This window comes from Winogradskyella costae (genome assembly GCF_013403865.1).
Classification (GTDB): Bacteria; Bacteroidota; Bacteroidia; order Flavobacteriales; family Flavobacteriaceae; genus Winogradskyella; species Winogradskyella costae.
Genome location: NZ_JABFDK010000004.1, coordinates 12,827 through 30,778, shown reverse-complemented (window position 1 = coordinate 30,778; position 17,952 = coordinate 12,827). Strand labels below are relative to the sequence as shown.

The window sequence follows — 17,952 nt, the reverse complement described above, 5'->3', positions numbered from 1 at the left end:
TTATTACGTGATTTTCATCAAAAATCACTAAATCTACTGCAAAATATGAAATTTTTAAGGTTTATTTTATGAATATTACGAATATTACAAGGATTTAAATTGTGAATCTTCTTGATGTCGCTTAATCGCTTTTCGGGATAATACAATACCAATAATTAAAGACACAAAAGCACCAATGGAAATACCAGGAATAAAGCCTATAAATAAAAAGAAATCATAAGCTCCATGAAACAATACGGCTAATACCAAACCGGTCAGATTAAGAACTAATCTGTTATTTGAGAATTTGGCCTTTCCCATGTAAAAGCCCATAAGTATACCGAAAACAGCATGAGCCGGAACAGCAGTGAATGCTCTTAAAATAGCAGTTTGATAACCACCATCAATGACATACATAATGTTTTCTGTACAAGCAAAACCCATGGAAACCATTACAGCATAGATAATACCATCATAAGGTTCGTTGAATGCTTTTTTGGGTTGTGCATAATATTTTACAATGACGTACTTGCTGAATTCTTCTGATAACGCCACAACTATAAAGGCCTGAATGAATTGCTGCCATATACTGAATTCATCAGTGATAGGAATTAATCGCCCTGTGAAAAAATATAATATAAAAACAATCAAAATGCTTAAAATAGCTCCCAAAAGAAAGCTTTTAATCAAAAGACCTCTTGGTTCTTTTTCGTGTTTATCTTGAACGTAAATATATAGAAGAACGGCACAGATAGGTGCGACGGCTAGTAGGAGTAGATTCATTCAGGAAAAAGTTCGGAATATATTTCATGATTGACAAAATGATAATAGCCTTCATTAGTTGAGACAAAGTGCATGTTTTTGCCACTATTAAGTGCCAAATCGCCAAAAGTTTCTAGAGAAACTAATTTTAAGGCTTCAACTTCGGTAGGATCTGGAAGTAAATTCTTTAAAGGCACTTTTAGTTTTGAAATGAAAATATGATGAAACTCATTATCTTGAATGGCTCCATTAAAATAGGAGGCTTCATGGTAATGTGTTCCTATTCTGCGTAAATCATTTGGGTGAATGTCTAAACCAATTTCTTCTTTAGTTTCTCTAACGGCAGCGGCTTCTATAGTTTCACCAGCATCTACATGTCCTGCAACAGAGACATCCCAAAGTAATGGACAAATTGATTTTTTATGTGAACGTTGTTGCAAAAGTATATGACCGTCCAAAGTGTAAAACCACACATGTACAGTATTATGCAACCAACCGTTTTTGTGAATTTCAGATTTTAAAGCTGTTTCACCCGTTGGTCGACATTTCTCATCTACTATGTCAAGATATTCGTCCATATATAATTAGACCCGTCAGATTTTTAAAGCCTAACAGGTCTTGTGTTTTTATTTAAAATAACTAAACGTTTCTCCGTCTTCTATTTTAAGTAATGTTTCATAAATCAATTTAATCACATTTTCTACATCGTCTCTATGTACCATTTCTACAGTGGTATGCATGTAACGTAAAGGTAATGATATTAGTGCAGAAGCGACGCCACCATTACTATAAGCAAAGGCATCAGTGTCTGTTCCGGTAGCTCTAGATAATGCAGCACGTTGAAAAGGTATATTTTTTTCTTCAGCTGTATCTGTGATTAAATCTCTTAATTTTTGTTGCACAGCTGGTGCATAAGCAATAACTGGTCCTTTCCCAATTTCAGCATAACCTTGTGTTTTTTGCTCAATCATTGGAGTTGTCGTATCGTGCGTTACATCAGTTACAATGGCAACGTTAGGCTTAATAGTTTGTGCAATCATTTCAGCACCACGTAAACCTATTTCTTCTTGTACAGAATTGGTAATATAAAGTCCAAAAGGTAAGGTTTTCTTGTTTTCTTTCAATAAACGCGCTACTTCAGCAATCATGAAACCACCCATTCTGTTATCTAAAGCACGACAAACAAACTTGTCGTTGTTAAGAATATGAAATTCGTCAGGATATGTAATAACACACCCTACATGAACCCCCATTTTTTCAACCTCTTCTTTATCTTTTGCTCCAACATCGATAGTAATATTATCTGGTTTTGGAGCTTGTTCTTTGGCTTTATTTCTGGTATGAATTGCTGGCCAACCAAAAACACCTTTAACGATACCATTTTTAGTATGAATATTTACAATTTTACTTGGAGCAATTTGGTGATCACTTCCACCATTTCTAATCACGTAAATTAAACCGTTATCAGAAATGTAGTTCACATACCAAGAAATTTCATCGGCATGTCCTTCAATAACCACTTTAAACTTAGCGTCCGGATTAATAACGGCAACGGCAGAACCATAAGTATCTGTGATAAATTCATCAGCATAAGGTTTTAGATAATCCATCCAAATTTTTTGTCCTTCCCATTCATAACCAGTAGGAGAGGCGTTGTTTAGGTATTTTTCGAGGAAATCGAGTGATTTTTTATTGAGTATGCTTTTAGAAGCCATAATAACTATTTTGAATTTGTGTAAAAATAAAAGGATTTCCTAAGCTTTTAATGACTTTTGAAAAATTTTTGTAACAAATTCATCTATTTTTACACTAATCCATCAACGAACCTTAAACTTAAATTAAAAATCATGAAACATCCATCCTGAAAATTTGATGATCCTTCGAATTATTAATTAGGATGTTCCATGTGACCATAAAAATCAAATAAATATAAACTCATGAAACTAGTTATAACGAACCTTACTAAAACCTATAAAAATGGTGTTAAAGCCATTGATAATCTTAACCTTGAAATCGGGACAGGAATGTTTGGACTTTTAGGACCAAACGGAGCTGGTAAGTCTTCATTAATGCGAACCATTTCTACATTGCAAAGTCCAGATTCTGGGTCTATAATGTTTGGTGATATCAACGTTTTAGAAGATAAAATGGCTTTGAGAAAAGTATTGGGTTATTTACCCCAGTCGTTTGGTGTGTATCCAAAAATGTCAGCAGAAGCGTTGTTAGATTATTTTGCAACTTTAAAAGGTATAAGTTCAAAAACAGATAGACAAGCTATTGTAAAAGAAGTTTTAGATATTACCAATTTGTACGATATGCGTAAAAAGCATGTGGCGGGTTATTCTGGTGGAATGAAACAACGTTTTGGTATTGCACAGCTGCTATTGAACAATCCTAAATTAATTATCGTAGATGAACCAACGGCAGGATTAGATCCCGCAGAACGTCATCGTTTTTTAAATGTACTTCGTGAAGTTGGTACCAATTGTACCGTAATTTTTTCGACACATATTGTTGAAGATGTAAAGGAACTTTGTAACGATATGGCAATTTTAAATGGTGGTCGTATCTTAAAACAAGCTACGCCATCTCAGGCAAGACAAGAATTACAAGGACGTATTTGGACTAAGATTATAGATAGAGATGATTTAGAAGCGCATGAAGGGCAATACAATATATTGTCTTCTAACTATAATGAAGATAATTCACTTAATATTCGTGTTTTTAATGATTCGCAACCCAGTGATGATTTTAAATCTGTTGAGCCACAATTAGACGATGTGTACTTTATAGCACTAAAGCAAGACGAACCTGTAAGTGCCGTTTAATTTTTTAACCTAAAAAGTACATCTATGTTTTCTACAATATTTTTTTATGAATTAAAGTACTGGTTAAAACGACCTGCGACTTATATTTATATGGCGATTTTCTTTATGTTATCATTATTTATGGCTGCGACAACAGCGGGCATCTTTGATAGTATTACAGCCACAACAAGTTCATCAAGGATTGTGAATTCTCCAATCGGAATTTCTAACCTTTTTAATGGACTTACTATTTTAATTTTCTTTCTATTTCCGTCAATCATAGGAGCTTCTATTAATAGGGATTTTAAAAGTGAAATGCATTCTATTTTATATTCGTATCCATTTACAAAAGCCAATTATTTATTTGCTAAATTCTTTAGTGCAATTACAGTCGTAACGCTCATAGTTTTTACCATTGGAATTGGAATGTTTATTGGTTTTAGGTTGCCGGGTACCAATTCTGATTTGATTATAGCGTTTGATTTCAAATCGTATTTCGATGCGTATTGGCTTTTTATTCTGCCTAATATACTTTTGTTTGGTGCTATTGTTTTTGCAGTCGTCACCTTTACACGAAATATTGCGGCAGGTTTTATAACGGTAATTTTATTGCTTTTTATTCAGGGAGTCACTGATAATTTATTGTCAGATCCTGATAGTCGTTATTTAGCGGCATTATTTGATCCTTTTGGGTCTTCAGCTTCTGATTATTATACGCGTTACTGGACAGTTTATGAACAAAATGAATTACATATTCCTATTAAAGAAGTGATTCTGTATAACCGTTTAATATGGTTGGGTGTGGCTAGTTTAGTGTTTGGTTTGGTGTTTAAGTTCTTTACATTTAGTCAAAATGCAATGACCATTTCATTATTTAAAAAATCAAAGGGAGAACGTGCAATAAAACGTAATTTCGGGGGTATCACAAAGATCAATCTGCCAAAGGTTGTTAACGATTACTCTTTTGTTCAGAATTTAAAAGCGACATGGAAAATTTCTAATGTAGAATTTAAGTACATCGTTAAAAGTTGGCCATTTATCAGTATTGTTTTAGTCGGATTAATAGTCGTGTTAATTGCTTTAGCAGACGTAAGTAATCCATACGGAACAACAACGTATCCTAGAACTTGGTTAATGCTACGAGGGGGTAGTGCATTTGTATTTGCTATTAATATTTGTACATTTTTATATGCAGGTATGCTGGTGAACAGAAGTAAAATAGCAAACGTTCATGGTTTAGAGGACGTAACACCAATACCAAACTGGTCGTTATTCTTATCTAAGTTTATTGCCATAGTTAAAATGCAAATACTACTGCTTACCGTTATTATGGTTTCAGGTATTTTATTTCAACTGTATAAAGGATATTTCGATATTGAACTTGGTTTATATATAAAAGAGCTTTTCGGTTTAAAACTAATTAATTATGTGATTTGGGCATTCTTGGCCTTATCTATTCAAACATTAATTAGAAATCCATACTTAGGTCTGTTTGTACTTTTAGTGATTTCTATAGCCATCCCATTTTTAAGTTTGGCGGGTGTAGAACAAGCGGTATTTAAATATAACGAAGGTCCTGGGTTTGGGTTCAATGATATGAATGGTTACGGGGATTCCTTAGCCAATTATTTAACTTATAAATTTTATTGGGTACTTGGCGGCTTAGTACTAATGCTTATTGCTGCTCTCTTTTGGGTACGTGGTTTGCCGCATTCATTTAGAGAGCGTTTATCGATTGCTATAGCAAGATTTACAGCACCAATTGCCATTACGTTTGTAGTGCTTTTAGGAGGTTTTTTAACAATGGGTTACACTATTTATAACGCTACAAATATTAATAACGACCGTTATTCTTCTAAAGAAGTTGAAGAAATGACTGTTGAATGGGAAAAAACCTATAAGAAATACGAAAACTATGCGCAACCTCGGATTGTTTCTGTTAAAGTAAACATGGATTTATTTATAGATGATCGTAATTTTGAATCGTCTGGTGAGTACGCTATGATTAACAAAACAGATACTGCTATTGATAGTATTTTCTTAAATCATAATGATTATCCAAGTACGTTTAAATTTAATCGTGAAAACACCTTGGTTTCAGAAGATACATTATACAATTTTGATATTTATAGGTTGAAACAAGCATTGATGCCAGGTGACTCCATGACGTTAAACTTCACGGTAAAAAATAAACCTAATACGTTTCTCGTTTCTAATTCACCTATTATCGAAAACGGAACATTTATTAATAATATGCAATTGTTTCCTAGTTTAGGATATAACGGAGGTGAGCTTACGGATGATAAAACCCGTAAAAAATACGATTTACCTCCAAATAAGTTAAAACCACATCCATCAGATTCCACAGCATTAGGTAACACCTATATTGCAAAGGATAGTGATTGGATCGATTTTGAAGCGACAGTGAGTACTAGTGAAGATCAAATTGCGATTGCTCCAGGTTATCTTCAAAAGGAATGGGTAGAAGACGGAAGACGCTATTTTCATTATAAAATGGATAGTAAAATCTTGAATTTTTACGCCTTCAATTCCGCAAAGTATGAAGTGAAAAAAGATAAATGGAACGATGTGAGTTTAGAAATTTACTATCATAAAGGACATGAATATAATTTAGATCGCATGATGGATGGAATGAAAGCCTCATTAGCATATAACAGCGAGAATTTCAGCCCTTATCAACATAGGCAATTGCGTATTGTAGAATTCCCAAGTGGTGGTTTTGCACAATCGTTTCCAAATACGATTCCATTTGGGGGAGATACTGGTTTTATTGCGGAAGTAGATGATAGTGAAGACGGAGGAATAGATTATACGTACGCGATTACAGTTCATGAAGTAGCACATCAATGGTGGGCACACCAAGTCATTGGAGCTGATGTTTTAGGAGCCACCATGTTGTCAGAAAGCTTATCGGAATATGTGTCTTTAAAGGTTCTTGAAAAAGAATTAGGAATGTCACAAATGCGTAAGTTTTTGAAAAAAGCTTTAGACGATTATTTATTGAGAAGAACGTTTGAGCGAAAACGTGAAAATGCTCTAATGTATAACGACGGACAAGGTTATATTCATTATCAGAAAGGGTCATTGGTATTATATGCACTTAGCGATTATATTGGAGAGGATGTTTTAAATGGAGCCTTAAAAACGTATATTGAAAAAGTGAAGTTTCAAGAACCACCTTATACAACGTCTATTGATATGGTGAATCATTTTAAAGCGGTAACTCCAGATAGCTTACAATATGTCATTAAAGATATGTTTGAAACCATTACGGTTTATGACAACCGTATTACAAGCACAACATCTACCGAATTAGATAATGGTAAGTATAAAGTAGATATAGAATTTGAAGTCAGTAAATACAGAAATGACGAAAAAGGAAAACAATTATTTTCTGAAGTCGGAAGAGATTCTATTTCATATTTACCAGAAGGAAAAACGAAACCTGTCTTATCGCTTCAATTACAAGATTATATTGATATCGGAATCTTTACAGAGAAAGATGTTGATGGAAAAATGAAAGAAGAGCAACTGCATCTTAAGAAGCATAAAATTACTGCTATTGATAATAAAATATCAATTATTGTAGATGAGAAACCGACAGAAGTTGGTGTAGACCCATATAATAAGTTAATTGATAGAAACTCTGGTGATAACCGTCAAAAACTATAATTAGAGTTAAGTTTTAATATTGAAGACCTTTCAGATAAAATTAATTTGAAAGGTCTTTTTTATTTAAGGTTTTTTGAAAAGGTATCATAATATTAATAAGAATTTAAGGTTATAGACTTTAAATATTATTAATTTTGAAATTGCTAAGAATCTCAAATTGGAACGATTTTAGTATTAGAATATTACATGAAATACATTACCTACATAGCTTTGCTTTTTTCAATTGTCATTAGCGCTCAAGAAGATCCTGTAAAACAAGATTCTACTGAAGTCCATTACATGTATATTGAAGGAGATTCTATTCCTGTAACCTCTGTAGAATTAAGTGAAGTTTTAGTCCTACCAAATTTAAAGTTTGAAGATAGGGAAGCACGCATTCGGTATATCATTTTAAGACGAAAAACATTAAAAGTGTATCCGTATGCCAAATTAGCTGCAGAGCGATTAGAAGCCTTACAGACACGCTTAGATGAGTTAGAACGTAAACGCGATAAGAAGCGCTACGCTAAGATAATTCAGAATTATATTGAGGATGAGTTTTCAGCAGAACTCAAGAAACTCACAAAGACCGAAGGTCAGATTTTAGTTAAATTAATCCATAGACAAACAGGTAAAACAACTTTTCAGCTGATTAAAGAATTACGCAGTGGTTGGCGTGCCTTTTGGTTTAATAGTACCGCAAGTTTATTTGATATTTCATTAAAGAAAGAATTTAGCCCCATAGATGAAAAAGAAGACTATCTCATAGAAGATATTCTGCAGCGTGCATTTCAGAGTGAAAGTTTAAAGCGACAAGAATCCGCTTTTGAAATCGATTTTTACAATTGTGTAAATAAGTGGTCGCCAAAACCTAAAAAGTAATTATGCGTATTCAAACTAAGCGAGAAGAAAGGCTAAACACATGGACACATGGTTTCGGTGCTCTTTTAGGCATCATAGCTTTAACTGTATTAATTATAGATGCAGATAATCTAAAACCTTGGAGTTTATTTAGTGTTGTTGTTTACGGACTTTCTATTATCATTCTTTTTTTAGCATCAACATTTTACCATGCGGTAGAAGGAGAGAAGCGCAAGCATTATTTTAGAATTGTAGACCATGTGAGTATATATCTGTTAATTGCAGGGACCTATACTCCCGTTTTATTGATACTGCTAACAAATAGTTTGGGTTGGCACTTATTTTGGACGGTATGGGGAATTGCAGCTTTTGGTGTGGTTTTAAAGCTGTTTTTTACTGGGCGCTTTGAGATTTTTTCAACCCTTTTATATTTAGTAATGGGGTGGCTAATTGTATTTGATTTCTCAAATGTGTCCGAAGCACTTGGGCCTAATGGCATCCTTTGGTTGTTTGCAGGTGGTATGTTTTACACCGTTGGAATCATTTTCTATGCCTTGCAGAGAATGCCTTATAACCATGTCATATGGCATTTGTTTGTTCTAGGTGGTGCTATTTGTCACTTTTTTATGATTTATCTTTACGTTATATAGATGATCTTTTAATATAAGGATTGGATAACGACATCTATTTGGTTATGAACTCTATTTAATTCTATGTTGTAATTATCGGTCTCATAGATAATTAAATTTTTAAATAGCTTAAATGCTTCTAATCTTAATTTAGCGTATTTCAGTAATTTTTTATTTTGCTCTATAAGTTCAGATGGTAAGTCTTCAATACTATTGGTTCTATTAATAATCTCTACATTCTCTTTCCATTTAGGAATAGATATATTATCAATTTCATTTACAAGCGTTAGGTCATCTTCTGTATTTAAGTGGTCGTAAAATAGTAGTGACACCTCTTCGTTTTTATAGAACTGCTCCATTTCAGCATCATAGGTATCATATATTTCATCAGAAATTAAGAATATAGAAGCAAAAATGATGGCTATTAAAATAACTAATGAAATTAGACCAATACCTGCGGCTCTCCAGCCAGAATAAAAAGGATAATTATTGAGATCGTGATTGTTTAATATGGTACCATGAATTTTGTCGACTATTAAATATATAATCCCTGTATATATGGCAGGGATAACCATATTTGGAACCTGATCCATTACCGATTCTGGAATCAGAAAAATGGTTCCAAAAATAGCGACTGTTGCTATTATCGAAATGATTAAAGCTTTTTTTCCTTTTTCACCTTGGTTTAACGCTTTATAATTTTCTTTAATTAAATATCCGGCTGCCAAAGGACCACCAATAAAAGAAGCTAGTCCAATTGATTTTTGTGAATAGAGTTTTAAGTCTTTAGTCGTGCTATTTTGTGCAATCATTTTTGAGGTTTAAGGCTTTAAAAGTAACTTATGTAAAATTATAGTTTTTCAAGATGATACTGCAGTCCTGAATTGCAAACTGCACTTAACACTAATCATTTCCATACACAAGATCAATGAAATCGGATGTTTCTAAAGTGCCAAAATAGTCTTCAACTGAAACGTTTTCAAGTGTTTTACGAATGTCATGTTTATCATAAGGCACACCGATAAGTCTATTTTCGAGATCTGACACCGGTTGTCTTCCAAAGAAATCTCCGAAGACTTTAACCTCGGTAATATGTCCTTTTTCTACAAAAATGCGGATGTCAATTTCTCCGATAGGAAAACGTTTATTCCGTTGAATATTAAATTTAGGCGAGCGTCCAAAATTCCAATCCCATAAATCATATTTCTCCGCTTTTAATTGGTGTACAGCTTGCCATTCGGCTTCCGTTAGTTTATAGGTTTCAAAAGGTTCACTGGCTTCGTATAGTCCAACGAGAAGTTGTTTTTTAAAGTCAGCCATAGAAATCGGTGTCTTTAAAAACTCACTGATATTTGCTACACGACTCCTTACGGATTTATGACCTTTAGATTGTATTTTGCTCATTTTTACCTGAAGCGCTTTTGCGACCTCACTCATGTCTGTATCAAATAATAACGTACCATGACTGATCATACGTTTACCTGTAGAAAATTGAGCAGTGCCAGAGATTTTCTTCTCATCTACTAAAATGTCATTTCGGCCTTTAAGTTCGGCAGTAACCCCCATGTCATTTAAGACTTTAATTACAGGTGCCGTAAACTTTTTAAAGTTGCTGATACTTTTACCATCGTGGTTGGTGATAAAACTAAAATTTAGATTTCCTAAGTCGTGATACACTGCGCCACCACCAGAAACGCGTCTAACGACGTGTATATTATTAGCATCTATATACTCTTGATTAATTTCTTCTAAGGTATTCTGGTTACGACCAATAATAATAGAAGGTTCGTTAATGTAAAATAACAAATAATCGGTAGACGTATCAAAATGTCTTAAAGCATATTCCTCTAATGCTAAGTTTAATTTGGGATTGGTGTGGCCTTCGTTATCTATAAAAATCATAAGGTGTAAAGCATTTAGTACTTCATAAAGATACTAATTTGACATTGCTGTTTTATGAAGGATTTAATTCGTTGGAAGCGTACGCAATTTAGTAAGATATTGACATAATTACTACTGCCAAATTTAGATTAAGCTACAAATTGTAATGTATACGCTTGGTTATAGATTGTTTTACTTCAGTAGCTTACTGATAGTCTTTAAATCAGATTTTTCAATAAGATTACTAGAGTTATCAACTACAGAATAAATGACGTCACCAGTCAGACTATTAATTATTGTTATTACCTTCTCGCCATTATATGACGTGTGCATTAAATAATAGAAATCATCTTTGTTTAAAATTTTTGAATTTAATTCTTCATTTGAAAGCACTTTATAATCATATTTATAGTCTTCAAATAATTCTTCCGATTTTAGGACTTTAGTTACCATTAATTTAAATGTACTATATTCTTTTAATAGCCAATTGGGAACATAAAGTGTTTTTGATTTCAATTCTTTTAGTTTGTCTTTATTTTTAATATCATCTCTTATTTTTAAACTTTCGTTGTCCGTTAATTTATTATTTAAAATTTGAAAGTAATTTTTAATATAACCTAAGTGAAAATTATATGATGAAGGGTTTTTAATATATTTATAACTATTACCATCATCTTTAGATGTACTAGTTATTTCATTAATCCCTGAATTAAACGCATCTGATTTTGAGATATAACCAATTTCAAAGTCACCAGTATAGTCAACCTTTTTTGCTAAAAATCTATAGTAGATTTCAGGCGTAAATATGATCTCGGCAATTTGCCCTATCTCTGATTTGATTTTCCCGTTATTCTTTTTTGAAACGTTTTCATAATAAAACATTTGAAATTTATATAAATCAATCGCACCGACGATTCGCTTATCATTTGCGCCCATTGTTTCTTTCGTTTTGATGTAATTCTGGTCCTGAAATTTGATAATAGAATTGTCCGTTGAAATTAACTTGTCGTTTTGATAATCAGCTTCAGATATAAACTTAATACTATTGAATGTCCATATTTCTTCTATAGTTTTTTTTGTCTCATCGAAATCTAAACTATCTGGTACAACAAAGTAAGTCGTTGTTTTCTTTACAATATCAAATAGTTTGTCTTTGTGTTCAACAACATATAAATTTCCAAGCCCTCTTTTTCTTCCAATATTTACTTGGGAATAAACGCTAAAAATTGATAGTAGGCAGGTGATAAGTAAAATTGTTTTTTTCATGAGATATTGGTTTTCTTTAATTCTCTACAGTAGGTTTGTAAAAGAATCGTTGCGTGATTGAGCGCGTAAGTTAGCAAATAAAAGAAGAATAGAAAATGCGTGATGTTTTTTATAGTAGCACTATATTTTTTTTGTCATTTTCTCAAATCACTTACACTATTGTTGAATGTGGTTGGTTACATGGTTAAGCACCTAATTTAGGAAATTAAAACCAAATTGTTCCGAGTATAACTCATTGGCGCCCCAAAACCGCGCTGTATGTTATTTCTGAATACCTACAGACCCTTGTGGAGAAGGGTGAAGTTCATAGATAAAATCAGGATTAATGTTAATCTCGTCGCGATGTGCAACAAACAAAATACTGGTCTCACTTTCTTTGGCGATTTTGTTTATTAAAGCGGAAATAAGTGCTCTACCGTCATCATCAACATTAATTAAGGGTTCATCTAAAATCAACAACGGTGGATGCTTAATCATCGCTCTTGCTATTAATATTAAGCGTTGAACAGCTGGCGATAATTTAAGAAACGAGGTGTTTTTTTTGTCGCTTAAATTTAAGACCTCTATCCACTGAGCAGCGGCACGTATTTGTGCGGTCGATGGTGTTTGGTATAAGCCAATACTATCATAAAAGCCCGAAATAATCATGTGCTCTACAGTATAGCTACGTTTAAATAACTCTAACATCGCAGGACTGATATAGCCGATTTTCTGTTTGATATCCCAAACACTTTCACCAGAGCCTTTTTTCTTGCCAAAGAGATATAGGTCTTGACCATAAGCTTTGGAATTATTCCCATAAATCATAGAGAGTAAGGTCGTTTTACCAGAGCCATTAGGGCCTATTAAATGCCAGAATTCCTTTTTTTTGATGGTCCAGTTGATATCTTTTAAAATGGAACGCTCGTCATAATTCACGTTTACATTCTTAAGTTCTACGAGCACTTCTGGAATATTGTTGTACGTTGTTATCGCCAGAGGGAGGTTTTTATCAAAAATGAACTTCTTTTTTTTAAATCTATAGTTTTCAATTGGGATTACAGCTTTTAGCTTATCTTTTTCGAAGGTAATGGAGTGTGTTATTACTGGTAATAGGTCGTCTTGTCTGTTGATAATTAAGACGATAGGCATATCTTTAGACAATGCTATTAATTGCTGTTTTAATTCAGACACAGACGCTTTGTCTAAGGCTTCGTAAGGATTATTTAAGACGATAAAATCTGGGTTTTGTTGGAGTAAATGCGAGAGCAATGCTTTTTTTTGCTCACCCGAAGATAATGTTCTAAGGCTTCTGTTTGCTCCCGATGTTAATTCAAAATTATCGTATTTTTCTTCCTCTTCAATATATTTTTCTAACACCGCATTTGAAAATAAAGCCCCTCGTTTGCCTTCTATTCCTGGTAATTTATAAGAACCACTAAGTAGCAGCGGTAACCATTGCTTTTGTGGTGAACGTGCAGTGTCTTCAATGGCGTAATGTTGATGTGATGGTGTCATTAGTCTAGTTAGAAGTGTTTTAATAGTTGAGCTGTTCCTAATCCTAATTCATGTGAATAGCCATTGTTCTTTAACGCTGATTCAATGGCTGTGACCGTTGCGAGCAAATTATATATGGTTTGCTCGATTGCATTTATGGCGTGCTGTCGATTATTCAATGATTTTATTTTTTTGATCTTTTATGGTCACTAAAATTCTAGTATTCTACCTTTGACTTATTCTTTAATTTATTTTCTATGATAGGGTATAGGTTGTACGTTGGATAAATTTCTGTTGTAAAAGCCTTCCATGCCGTTCTCTCAATAGCTAAATTTACAGCGGATAGTTTTGAAGCAGGAAGTTCTATCACCACCACTTGACCAAGTCCCATAACCACAAACCAATTCACTACAGAAGTCCCTTCTGGAGGGAGATTTTCATAAAAGCCTTGATCTGTTCTTATTTTTTCAATCTCATTTAAAGTCATACTTTGATCATGTTTAAGAACGATGGTTAATAACAACTTGTCATCTTCTTTTTCAGAACTGGGTGTTACATCTAGCGTCACCTTTGACTTATTTTTCAACTTATGTTCAATGATAGGATACAAATTGTACGTGGTATAAAATTCTGTTTTAAAAGCTTTCCAAGCCGTTTTCTCAAGCGCCACATTCACCGTTCTTAATTTGGAAGCAGGAAGTTCTAATACCACCATCTGACCAATTCCCATTACCACATACCAATCCACAACTGATACACCTTCTGATGGGAAATTTTCATAAAATGCTTGATCGGTTTTTATCTTTTCAATCTCATTTAAATTCAGACTTTGATCGTGTTTAAGAAAGATGGTTAATAATAACTTGTCATCCACTTTTTCAGTGCTGTTAAGGCTATCAGTCGATTGTGCATGAAGCATCATCTGTAGTAAGAATAATGGGAGTAATACTGCGTATTTCATGTTTTATAATTTATAAATTTTAGTGTCAAATTTTAGATTTGATCCTACTTAATGTTTCATGTGATATATTGATATAAGAGGCTACAATTTTGTTTGGTAAACGCTTCACAATGTTTGGGTTTATCTTGAATAATTGCTTGTATCTTTCTGCTGCATCTAGTGTCGTAAAAGAGATTAATCTCTTCGCATTATTGACATAAGCTTTTTCTAAATAGATGCTATAAAAATCTTTCCATTTAGGAACAATGGTCATAAGATGTCTAAAATCATCGTGTGTGATGTATAGAAGTTCACTGTTTTCAATCACCTGAATTGTTTCTTGTGCAGGTTCATTGGTGATGAAACTTACCAGTTCTGTCGCAAATTGATTTTCAAAGGCGATGTAACGTGTGACGTCTTTTCCTTCTTCATTAATGTAAAAAAGCCTTAAACAGCCTTTGTTTACGAAATAACTCACCTGACTATTTTTCCCATGGGACAGCAAAATGTCGTTTTTCTTTTTTTTAATTGTTTTAAAATAAGACAACACGATTGTTAAATCTTCATCATCAATATTTATATTCTTTTTTATGAAATTAGTGAGTTCTATAGTGTCTGTCATCTATTTGTAGTCTCTTACAAATTTACGATAATGAATAATATCCTGAATAGATAGTACCATTAAATTATGTTCATCTGCAAAGTCTAAAATGGTGTCCATTTTTGCCATGGTTCCATCATCGTTCATTAATTCGCACAGGACAGCTTCTGGTTGTAAGCCTGCTAATTTCATTAAATCTACGCTGCCTTCGGTATGACCTTGTCTTTCAAAAACACCATTGTTTTTCGCTCTTAAAGGAAAGATATGACCTGGTTTTGCTAAGTCGTTGCTTGTCGCATTTTCTTTACAAGCCGCTTTTATGGTTGTTAGCCTATCTTTAGCAGAAACCCCTGTAGTAACGTCTTCCTTTGCTTCAATTGAAATGGTAAAAGGGGTTTGGTAACTGCTGGTGTTTTCTTTGACCATATACGGTAATTCTAACGCATCCGCTTTTTTATTAGGTAAACAAAGACAAACAATACCACTACATTTTCTAATCATGAGTGCCATTTGGTTATTCGTCATGTGATGCGCAGAGAATATTAAATCTCCTTCATTTTCTCTGTCTTCATCATCCATTAGGATTATTCCATTTCCGTTTTGTAGGTGTATTAGGGCTTTTTCTAACCGTTGTTGACTGTCTTTATTAAATGTTGTTAACGTCTCTATTTCTGTAAGTACCATTTTTGTTTTTATTATTGATAGGCAAAACTAATACTGTCTAAAGTCAGATTATTTGACTTAAGTCAATAAATCGATTTTTTATTACTATAAGTTGTATGCTTAGGTCTCATTTGACTTCTAAGATGCTATAAGCGTGTTTTAAGCATTTTATAAGCATGCTATAACCACGCTATAACCTGTATTATAATTTTTTGTATATTGCTGTATTGTAGGTGTTTAACTTAAAAATGTGATGCTATGGCACAACAGACTGGAATTATCCCTTTAGTAGGGACGTTAAATGGTATTAATTTTTATTATTTAAATGGTAAACCGATTGCACGAAAAGCGGGTGGTGGGTTTACTAGAAAAGCGATAAAAACGAAGTCTAGTATGGAACGCGTGCGCGAAAATGCCAATGAGTTTGGGCATTGTTCTGCGGTGAATAAAGCGTTTAGATCTGCTTTGAATCCGTTTTATAAGGGACATAAGTTTACACATTTTCATAGTCGTTTGATGGGTTTGTTTACGCGTATAAAGTCTTTGGATACGACACATAAACGTGGGGAACGACTTGTTGCTAATGGGATAGGGCAGGCGCATGGCCTTCAATTGTTGGAACAGTTTAGCTATACGCCAGCATGTGATGTACGGCAGGTGTTGCCTTTTGAGTTTCGTGTTTCTAGCAGTGATTTTGGGTTAACACTTATTGATTTTGATATTGCGCAGGTGGGTTTTGTGGAAGGTGCTACTCATATGGCGTTGACTTATGGTGTTTTGGATTTTGATTTTAACCATTTGAATTATGCCTTGCATTTGGCACCTCCTTTGGTTTTAGATCGCTCTTATGCTGATTCTACTTTGACTTTAGAACCTGCTACTTTGCCTAGTGGTCTTGGTACTGCGCTCTGTGTGCTTGGTGTGCGGTTTTACCAAGAGGTTGATGGAGCGCTATATGTTTTAAATGCTAAAGAAAGTGTGGGTATTGCGGTTTTGAAATGTTTGTAGGAAGATTGGGGTAGTGGAGGTGTTTTAGTTTGTTGCGATCAGTTATTGAATAGCGCTAAGTTTTATGGAATTGTTTGGGACGTGATTGTGCATGGTTAGTTGCGTGTTTAAGCAACTAATTTAGCAAATAAAAACCGAATAGAATATTCCGCAGGAATTTTCCAAGTAGGCTAGAACTAGCAATTAATTAAACACATTGTTAGCGGTAGTACTTTATATTCAATTAAAAGACTGTCTAAATGCAATAGGTGAAATATTAGTTTTATTCTTAAATAATTTACTAAATGAAGCAGGGTGTTCAAAACCTAATTCATAAGCAATTTCACTAACACTCAGTTCTGTAGTTGATAATTTCTCTTTGGCTTTTTCAATTACTTTATTCTGAATGTGTTGTTGTGTACTTTGTCCGCTAATTATTTTTAATATGCTACTTAGGTAATTAGGCGATAGATTTAAATCATTTGAAATTTGAGCAACAGAAGGAACTCCATTAGTAAGTGTCTCGCTATTGTTAAAATAGTTGTTTAACGTTTGTTCAAGTTTTATAAGAATTTGATGATTGCAAATTTTTCTTGTAATAAATTGTCTCTCGTAATAACGTTCAGCATAATTGAGCAATAATTCAATTTGTGAAATGATAATGTTCTGACTGAATTTGTCAATATTCGACTGATATTCTCTCTGTATATTTTTTAATAGTTCTACAATAATATTTTCTTCTTTTTCAGAAAGGAAAAGGGCTTCATTCACATCATAACCAAAGAAATCATAATTTTTAATAGATTTAGCCAAAGGTGTATTCCATAAAAAGTCTGGATGGATAAGAAGTAGCCATCCAGACGGATTTACTTTTATGTTCTGATTTATTGTAATTGTTAATATTTGTTTTGGTGCAACAAATGAAAATACACCTTCGTCAAAATCATATTTTTGTTGTCCATAATTAAATTTCTCACTTACATTTCTTTTTAAACCAATAGAATAAAAGTCCTGCATCCATTTAATTTTATCTGAATCAGTTGCATAATTTACTTTACTATAGTCTACTAAACTAATAAGTGGATGTTCTGACTTGGGTAAATTACTATAGTTATGAAATTCACTTATAGATTTAAATCGATGGATTTCTTTCATTCTTTAAAATTAAGAATTAATTTTCTTTAAATAATACCATTCCTGCGTGATAAAGGATTCCATTTCTGAACTCTCCATCTGCTGTGAATCCTGTATCGTCTTTATAATCAATTTGATTTCCTGTTACTTGATAACTTCCTTGATAAGCACTTTCATTATGTCCTCTAGCCTCGTCATATCGGTTGTTCGGTAATAATTTGTGACGTATATTTCCATCTTCCGTTACCCACATTCCAATGTATTGTTTTGATTCTTCTATTGTCATTTGCTCAA

17 protein-coding genes are annotated in these 17,952 nt (G+C 33.2%); 5 read left to right on the top strand and 12 right to left on the bottom strand.

The features are described 5' to 3' along the window. Window positions 1-84: 84 nt before the first annotated feature. The 3 genes from HM986_RS10385 to HM986_RS10375 are packed head-to-tail and all read right to left on the bottom strand — an operon-like array spanning window position 85 to window position 2,456. Window positions 85-762, bottom strand: coding sequence for a PrsW family intramembrane metalloprotease (locus HM986_RS10385; RefSeq protein WP_179335027.1), 678 nt, complete (start codon window positions 760-762; stop codon window positions 85-87). Then, on the bottom strand, window positions 759-1,319 hold the full coding sequence (locus HM986_RS10380; protein ID WP_179335026.1) for an NUDIX hydrolase: 561 nt from the start codon (window positions 1,317-1,319) through the stop codon (window positions 759-761). The genes HM986_RS10385 and HM986_RS10380 overlap by 4 nt, the downstream gene beginning before the upstream one ends. A 48-nt stretch (window positions 1,320-1,367) precedes the next feature. Further along, window positions 1,368-2,456, bottom strand: coding sequence for a M42 family metallopeptidase (locus HM986_RS10375; RefSeq protein WP_179335025.1), 1,089 nt, complete (start codon window positions 2,454-2,456; stop codon window positions 1,368-1,370). Window positions 2,457-2,678: 222 nt separating this feature from the next. Between HM986_RS10375 and HM986_RS10370 the strand changes: the two genes are divergently transcribed. The 4 genes from HM986_RS10370 (at window position 2,679) to trhA (ending at window position 8,731) form a co-directional block, all read left to right on the top strand. Further along, window positions 2,679-3,569, top strand: coding sequence for an ABC transporter ATP-binding protein (locus HM986_RS10370; RefSeq protein WP_179335024.1), 891 nt, complete (start codon window positions 2,679-2,681; stop codon window positions 3,567-3,569). Window positions 3,570-3,593: 24 nt separating this feature from the next. Further along, window positions 3,594-7,241: an ABC transporter permease/M1 family aminopeptidase gene (locus HM986_RS10365; protein ID WP_179335023.1), complete on the top strand. Its 3,648-nt coding sequence runs from the start codon at window positions 3,594-3,596 to the stop codon at window positions 7,239-7,241. A 186-nt stretch (window positions 7,242-7,427) separates the two neighbouring features. Then, window positions 7,428-8,102: a DUF4294 domain-containing protein gene (locus HM986_RS10360; RefSeq protein ID WP_179335022.1), complete on the top strand. Its 675-nt coding sequence runs from the start codon at window positions 7,428-7,430 to the stop codon at window positions 8,100-8,102. A 2-nt stretch (window positions 8,103-8,104) separates the two neighbouring features. After that, window positions 8,105-8,731 carry a PAQR family membrane homeostasis protein TrhA gene (trhA, locus tag HM986_RS10355; RefSeq protein ID WP_179335021.1) on the top strand — a complete coding sequence of 209 codons (627 nt, stop codon included), beginning with the start codon at window positions 8,105-8,107 and terminating at the stop codon, window positions 8,729-8,731. Between the two features lie 8 nt (window positions 8,732-8,739). Here the strand turns inward: trhA and HM986_RS10350 are convergent, their stop codons facing one another. The 7 genes from HM986_RS10350 to ribB all read right to left on the bottom strand — a co-directional run bounded on the left by HM986_RS10350 (window position 8,740) and on the right by ribB (window position 15,558). Next, window positions 8,740-9,522, bottom strand: coding sequence for a hypothetical protein (locus tag HM986_RS10350; protein WP_179335020.1), 783 nt, complete (start codon window positions 9,520-9,522; stop codon window positions 8,740-8,742). A 91-nt stretch (window positions 9,523-9,613) separates the two neighbouring features. Beyond that, window positions 9,614-10,612 carry a lipoate--protein ligase gene (locus HM986_RS10345; RefSeq protein ID WP_179335019.1) on the bottom strand — a complete coding sequence of 333 codons (999 nt, stop codon included), beginning with the start codon at window positions 10,610-10,612 and terminating at the stop codon, window positions 9,614-9,616. A 171-nt stretch (window positions 10,613-10,783) separates the two neighbouring features. Further along, on the bottom strand, window positions 10,784-11,857 hold the full coding sequence (locus HM986_RS10340) for a hypothetical protein (protein ID WP_179335018.1): 1,074 nt from the start codon (window positions 11,855-11,857) through the stop codon (window positions 10,784-10,786). 261 nt (window positions 11,858-12,118) lie between these two features. Further along, window positions 12,119-13,354: an ATP-binding cassette domain-containing protein gene (locus HM986_RS10335; protein ID WP_179335017.1), complete on the bottom strand. Its 1,236-nt coding sequence runs from the start codon at window positions 13,352-13,354 to the stop codon at window positions 12,119-12,121. 196 nt (window positions 13,355-13,550) lie between these two features. Next, window positions 13,551-14,294 (bottom strand): hypothetical protein, encoded by a 744-nt coding sequence (locus HM986_RS17655; RefSeq protein WP_218841428.1) that lies wholly within the window; start codon window positions 14,292-14,294, stop codon window positions 13,551-13,553. 25 nt (window positions 14,295-14,319) lie between these two features. Then, window positions 14,320-14,895 (bottom strand): Crp/Fnr family transcriptional regulator, encoded by a 576-nt coding sequence (locus tag HM986_RS10325; protein WP_179335016.1) that lies wholly within the window; start codon window positions 14,893-14,895, stop codon window positions 14,320-14,322. Continuing rightward, window positions 14,896-15,558: a 3,4-dihydroxy-2-butanone-4-phosphate synthase gene (gene ribB, locus HM986_RS10320; RefSeq protein WP_179335015.1), complete on the bottom strand. Its 663-nt coding sequence runs from the start codon at window positions 15,556-15,558 to the stop codon at window positions 14,896-14,898. It lies immediately after the preceding gene. A 237-nt stretch (window positions 15,559-15,795) separates the two neighbouring features. Between ribB and HM986_RS10315 the strand changes: the two genes are divergently transcribed. Then, window positions 15,796-16,545, top strand: a complete 750-nt coding sequence (locus HM986_RS10315) for a hypothetical protein (protein WP_179335014.1) — start codon at window positions 15,796-15,798, stop codon at window positions 16,543-16,545. Between the two features lie 219 nt (window positions 16,546-16,764). Here the strand turns inward: HM986_RS10315 and HM986_RS10310 are convergent, their stop codons facing one another. Beyond that, window positions 16,765-17,679, bottom strand: coding sequence for a helix-turn-helix domain-containing protein (locus tag HM986_RS10310; protein WP_179335013.1), 915 nt, complete (start codon window positions 17,677-17,679; stop codon window positions 16,765-16,767). 16 nt (window positions 17,680-17,695) lie between these two features. Further along, entirely contained in the window at window positions 17,696-17,944 is a 249-nt protein-coding gene (locus tag HM986_RS10305) for an Atu4866 domain-containing protein (RefSeq protein ID WP_179335012.1), read from the bottom strand. Between the last annotated feature and the right edge of the window lie 8 nt (window positions 17,945-17,952).

Coding starts and splice junctions, on each gene's coding strand:
- HM986_RS10370 (WP_179335024.1), top strand. CDS start 2,679: ATGAAACTAGTTATAACGAACCTTACTAAAACCTATAAAAATGGTGTT.
- ribB (WP_179335015.1), bottom strand. CDS start 15,558: ATGGTACTTACAGAAATAGAGACGTTAACAACATTTAATAAAGACAGT.
- HM986_RS10310 (WP_179335013.1), bottom strand. CDS start 17,679: ATGAAAGAAATCCATCGATTTAAATCTATAAGTGAATTTCATAACTAT.
- HM986_RS10340 (WP_179335018.1), bottom strand. CDS start 11,857: ATGAAAAAAACAATTTTACTTATCACCTGCCTACTATCAATTTTTAGC.
- HM986_RS10350 (WP_179335020.1), bottom strand. CDS start 9,522: ATGATTGCACAAAATAGCACGACTAAAGACTTAAAACTCTATTCACAA.
- HM986_RS10335 (WP_179335017.1), bottom strand. CDS start 13,354: ATGACACCATCACATCAACATTACGCCATTGAAGACACTGCACGTTCA.
- HM986_RS10325 (WP_179335016.1), bottom strand. CDS start 14,895: ATGACAGACACTATAGAACTCACTAATTTCATAAAAAAGAATATAAAT.
- HM986_RS10375 (WP_179335025.1), bottom strand. CDS start 2,456: ATGGCTTCTAAAAGCATACTCAATAAAAAATCACTCGATTTCCTCGAA.
- HM986_RS10385 (WP_179335027.1), bottom strand. CDS start 762: ATGAATCTACTCCTACTAGCCGTCGCACCTATCTGTGCCGTTCTTCTA.
- HM986_RS10305 (WP_179335012.1), bottom strand. CDS start 17,944: ATGACAATAGAAGAATCAAAACAATACATTGGAATGTGGGTAACGGAA.
- HM986_RS10360 (WP_179335022.1), top strand. CDS start 7,428: ATGAAATACATTACCTACATAGCTTTGCTTTTTTCAATTGTCATTAGC.
- HM986_RS10380 (WP_179335026.1), bottom strand. CDS start 1,319: ATGGACGAATATCTTGACATAGTAGATGAGAAATGTCGACCAACGGGT.
- HM986_RS10365 (WP_179335023.1), top strand. CDS start 3,594: ATGTTTTCTACAATATTTTTTTATGAATTAAAGTACTGGTTAAAACGA.
- HM986_RS10345 (WP_179335019.1), bottom strand. CDS start 10,612: ATGATTTTTATAGATAACGAAGGCCACACCAATCCCAAATTAAACTTA.
- trhA (WP_179335021.1), top strand. CDS start 8,105: ATGCGTATTCAAACTAAGCGAGAAGAAAGGCTAAACACATGGACACAT.
- HM986_RS10315 (WP_179335014.1), top strand. CDS start 15,796: ATGGCACAACAGACTGGAATTATCCCTTTAGTAGGGACGTTAAATGGT.
- HM986_RS17655 (WP_218841428.1), bottom strand. CDS start 14,294: ATGAAATACGCAGTATTACTCCCATTATTCTTACTACAGATGATGCTT.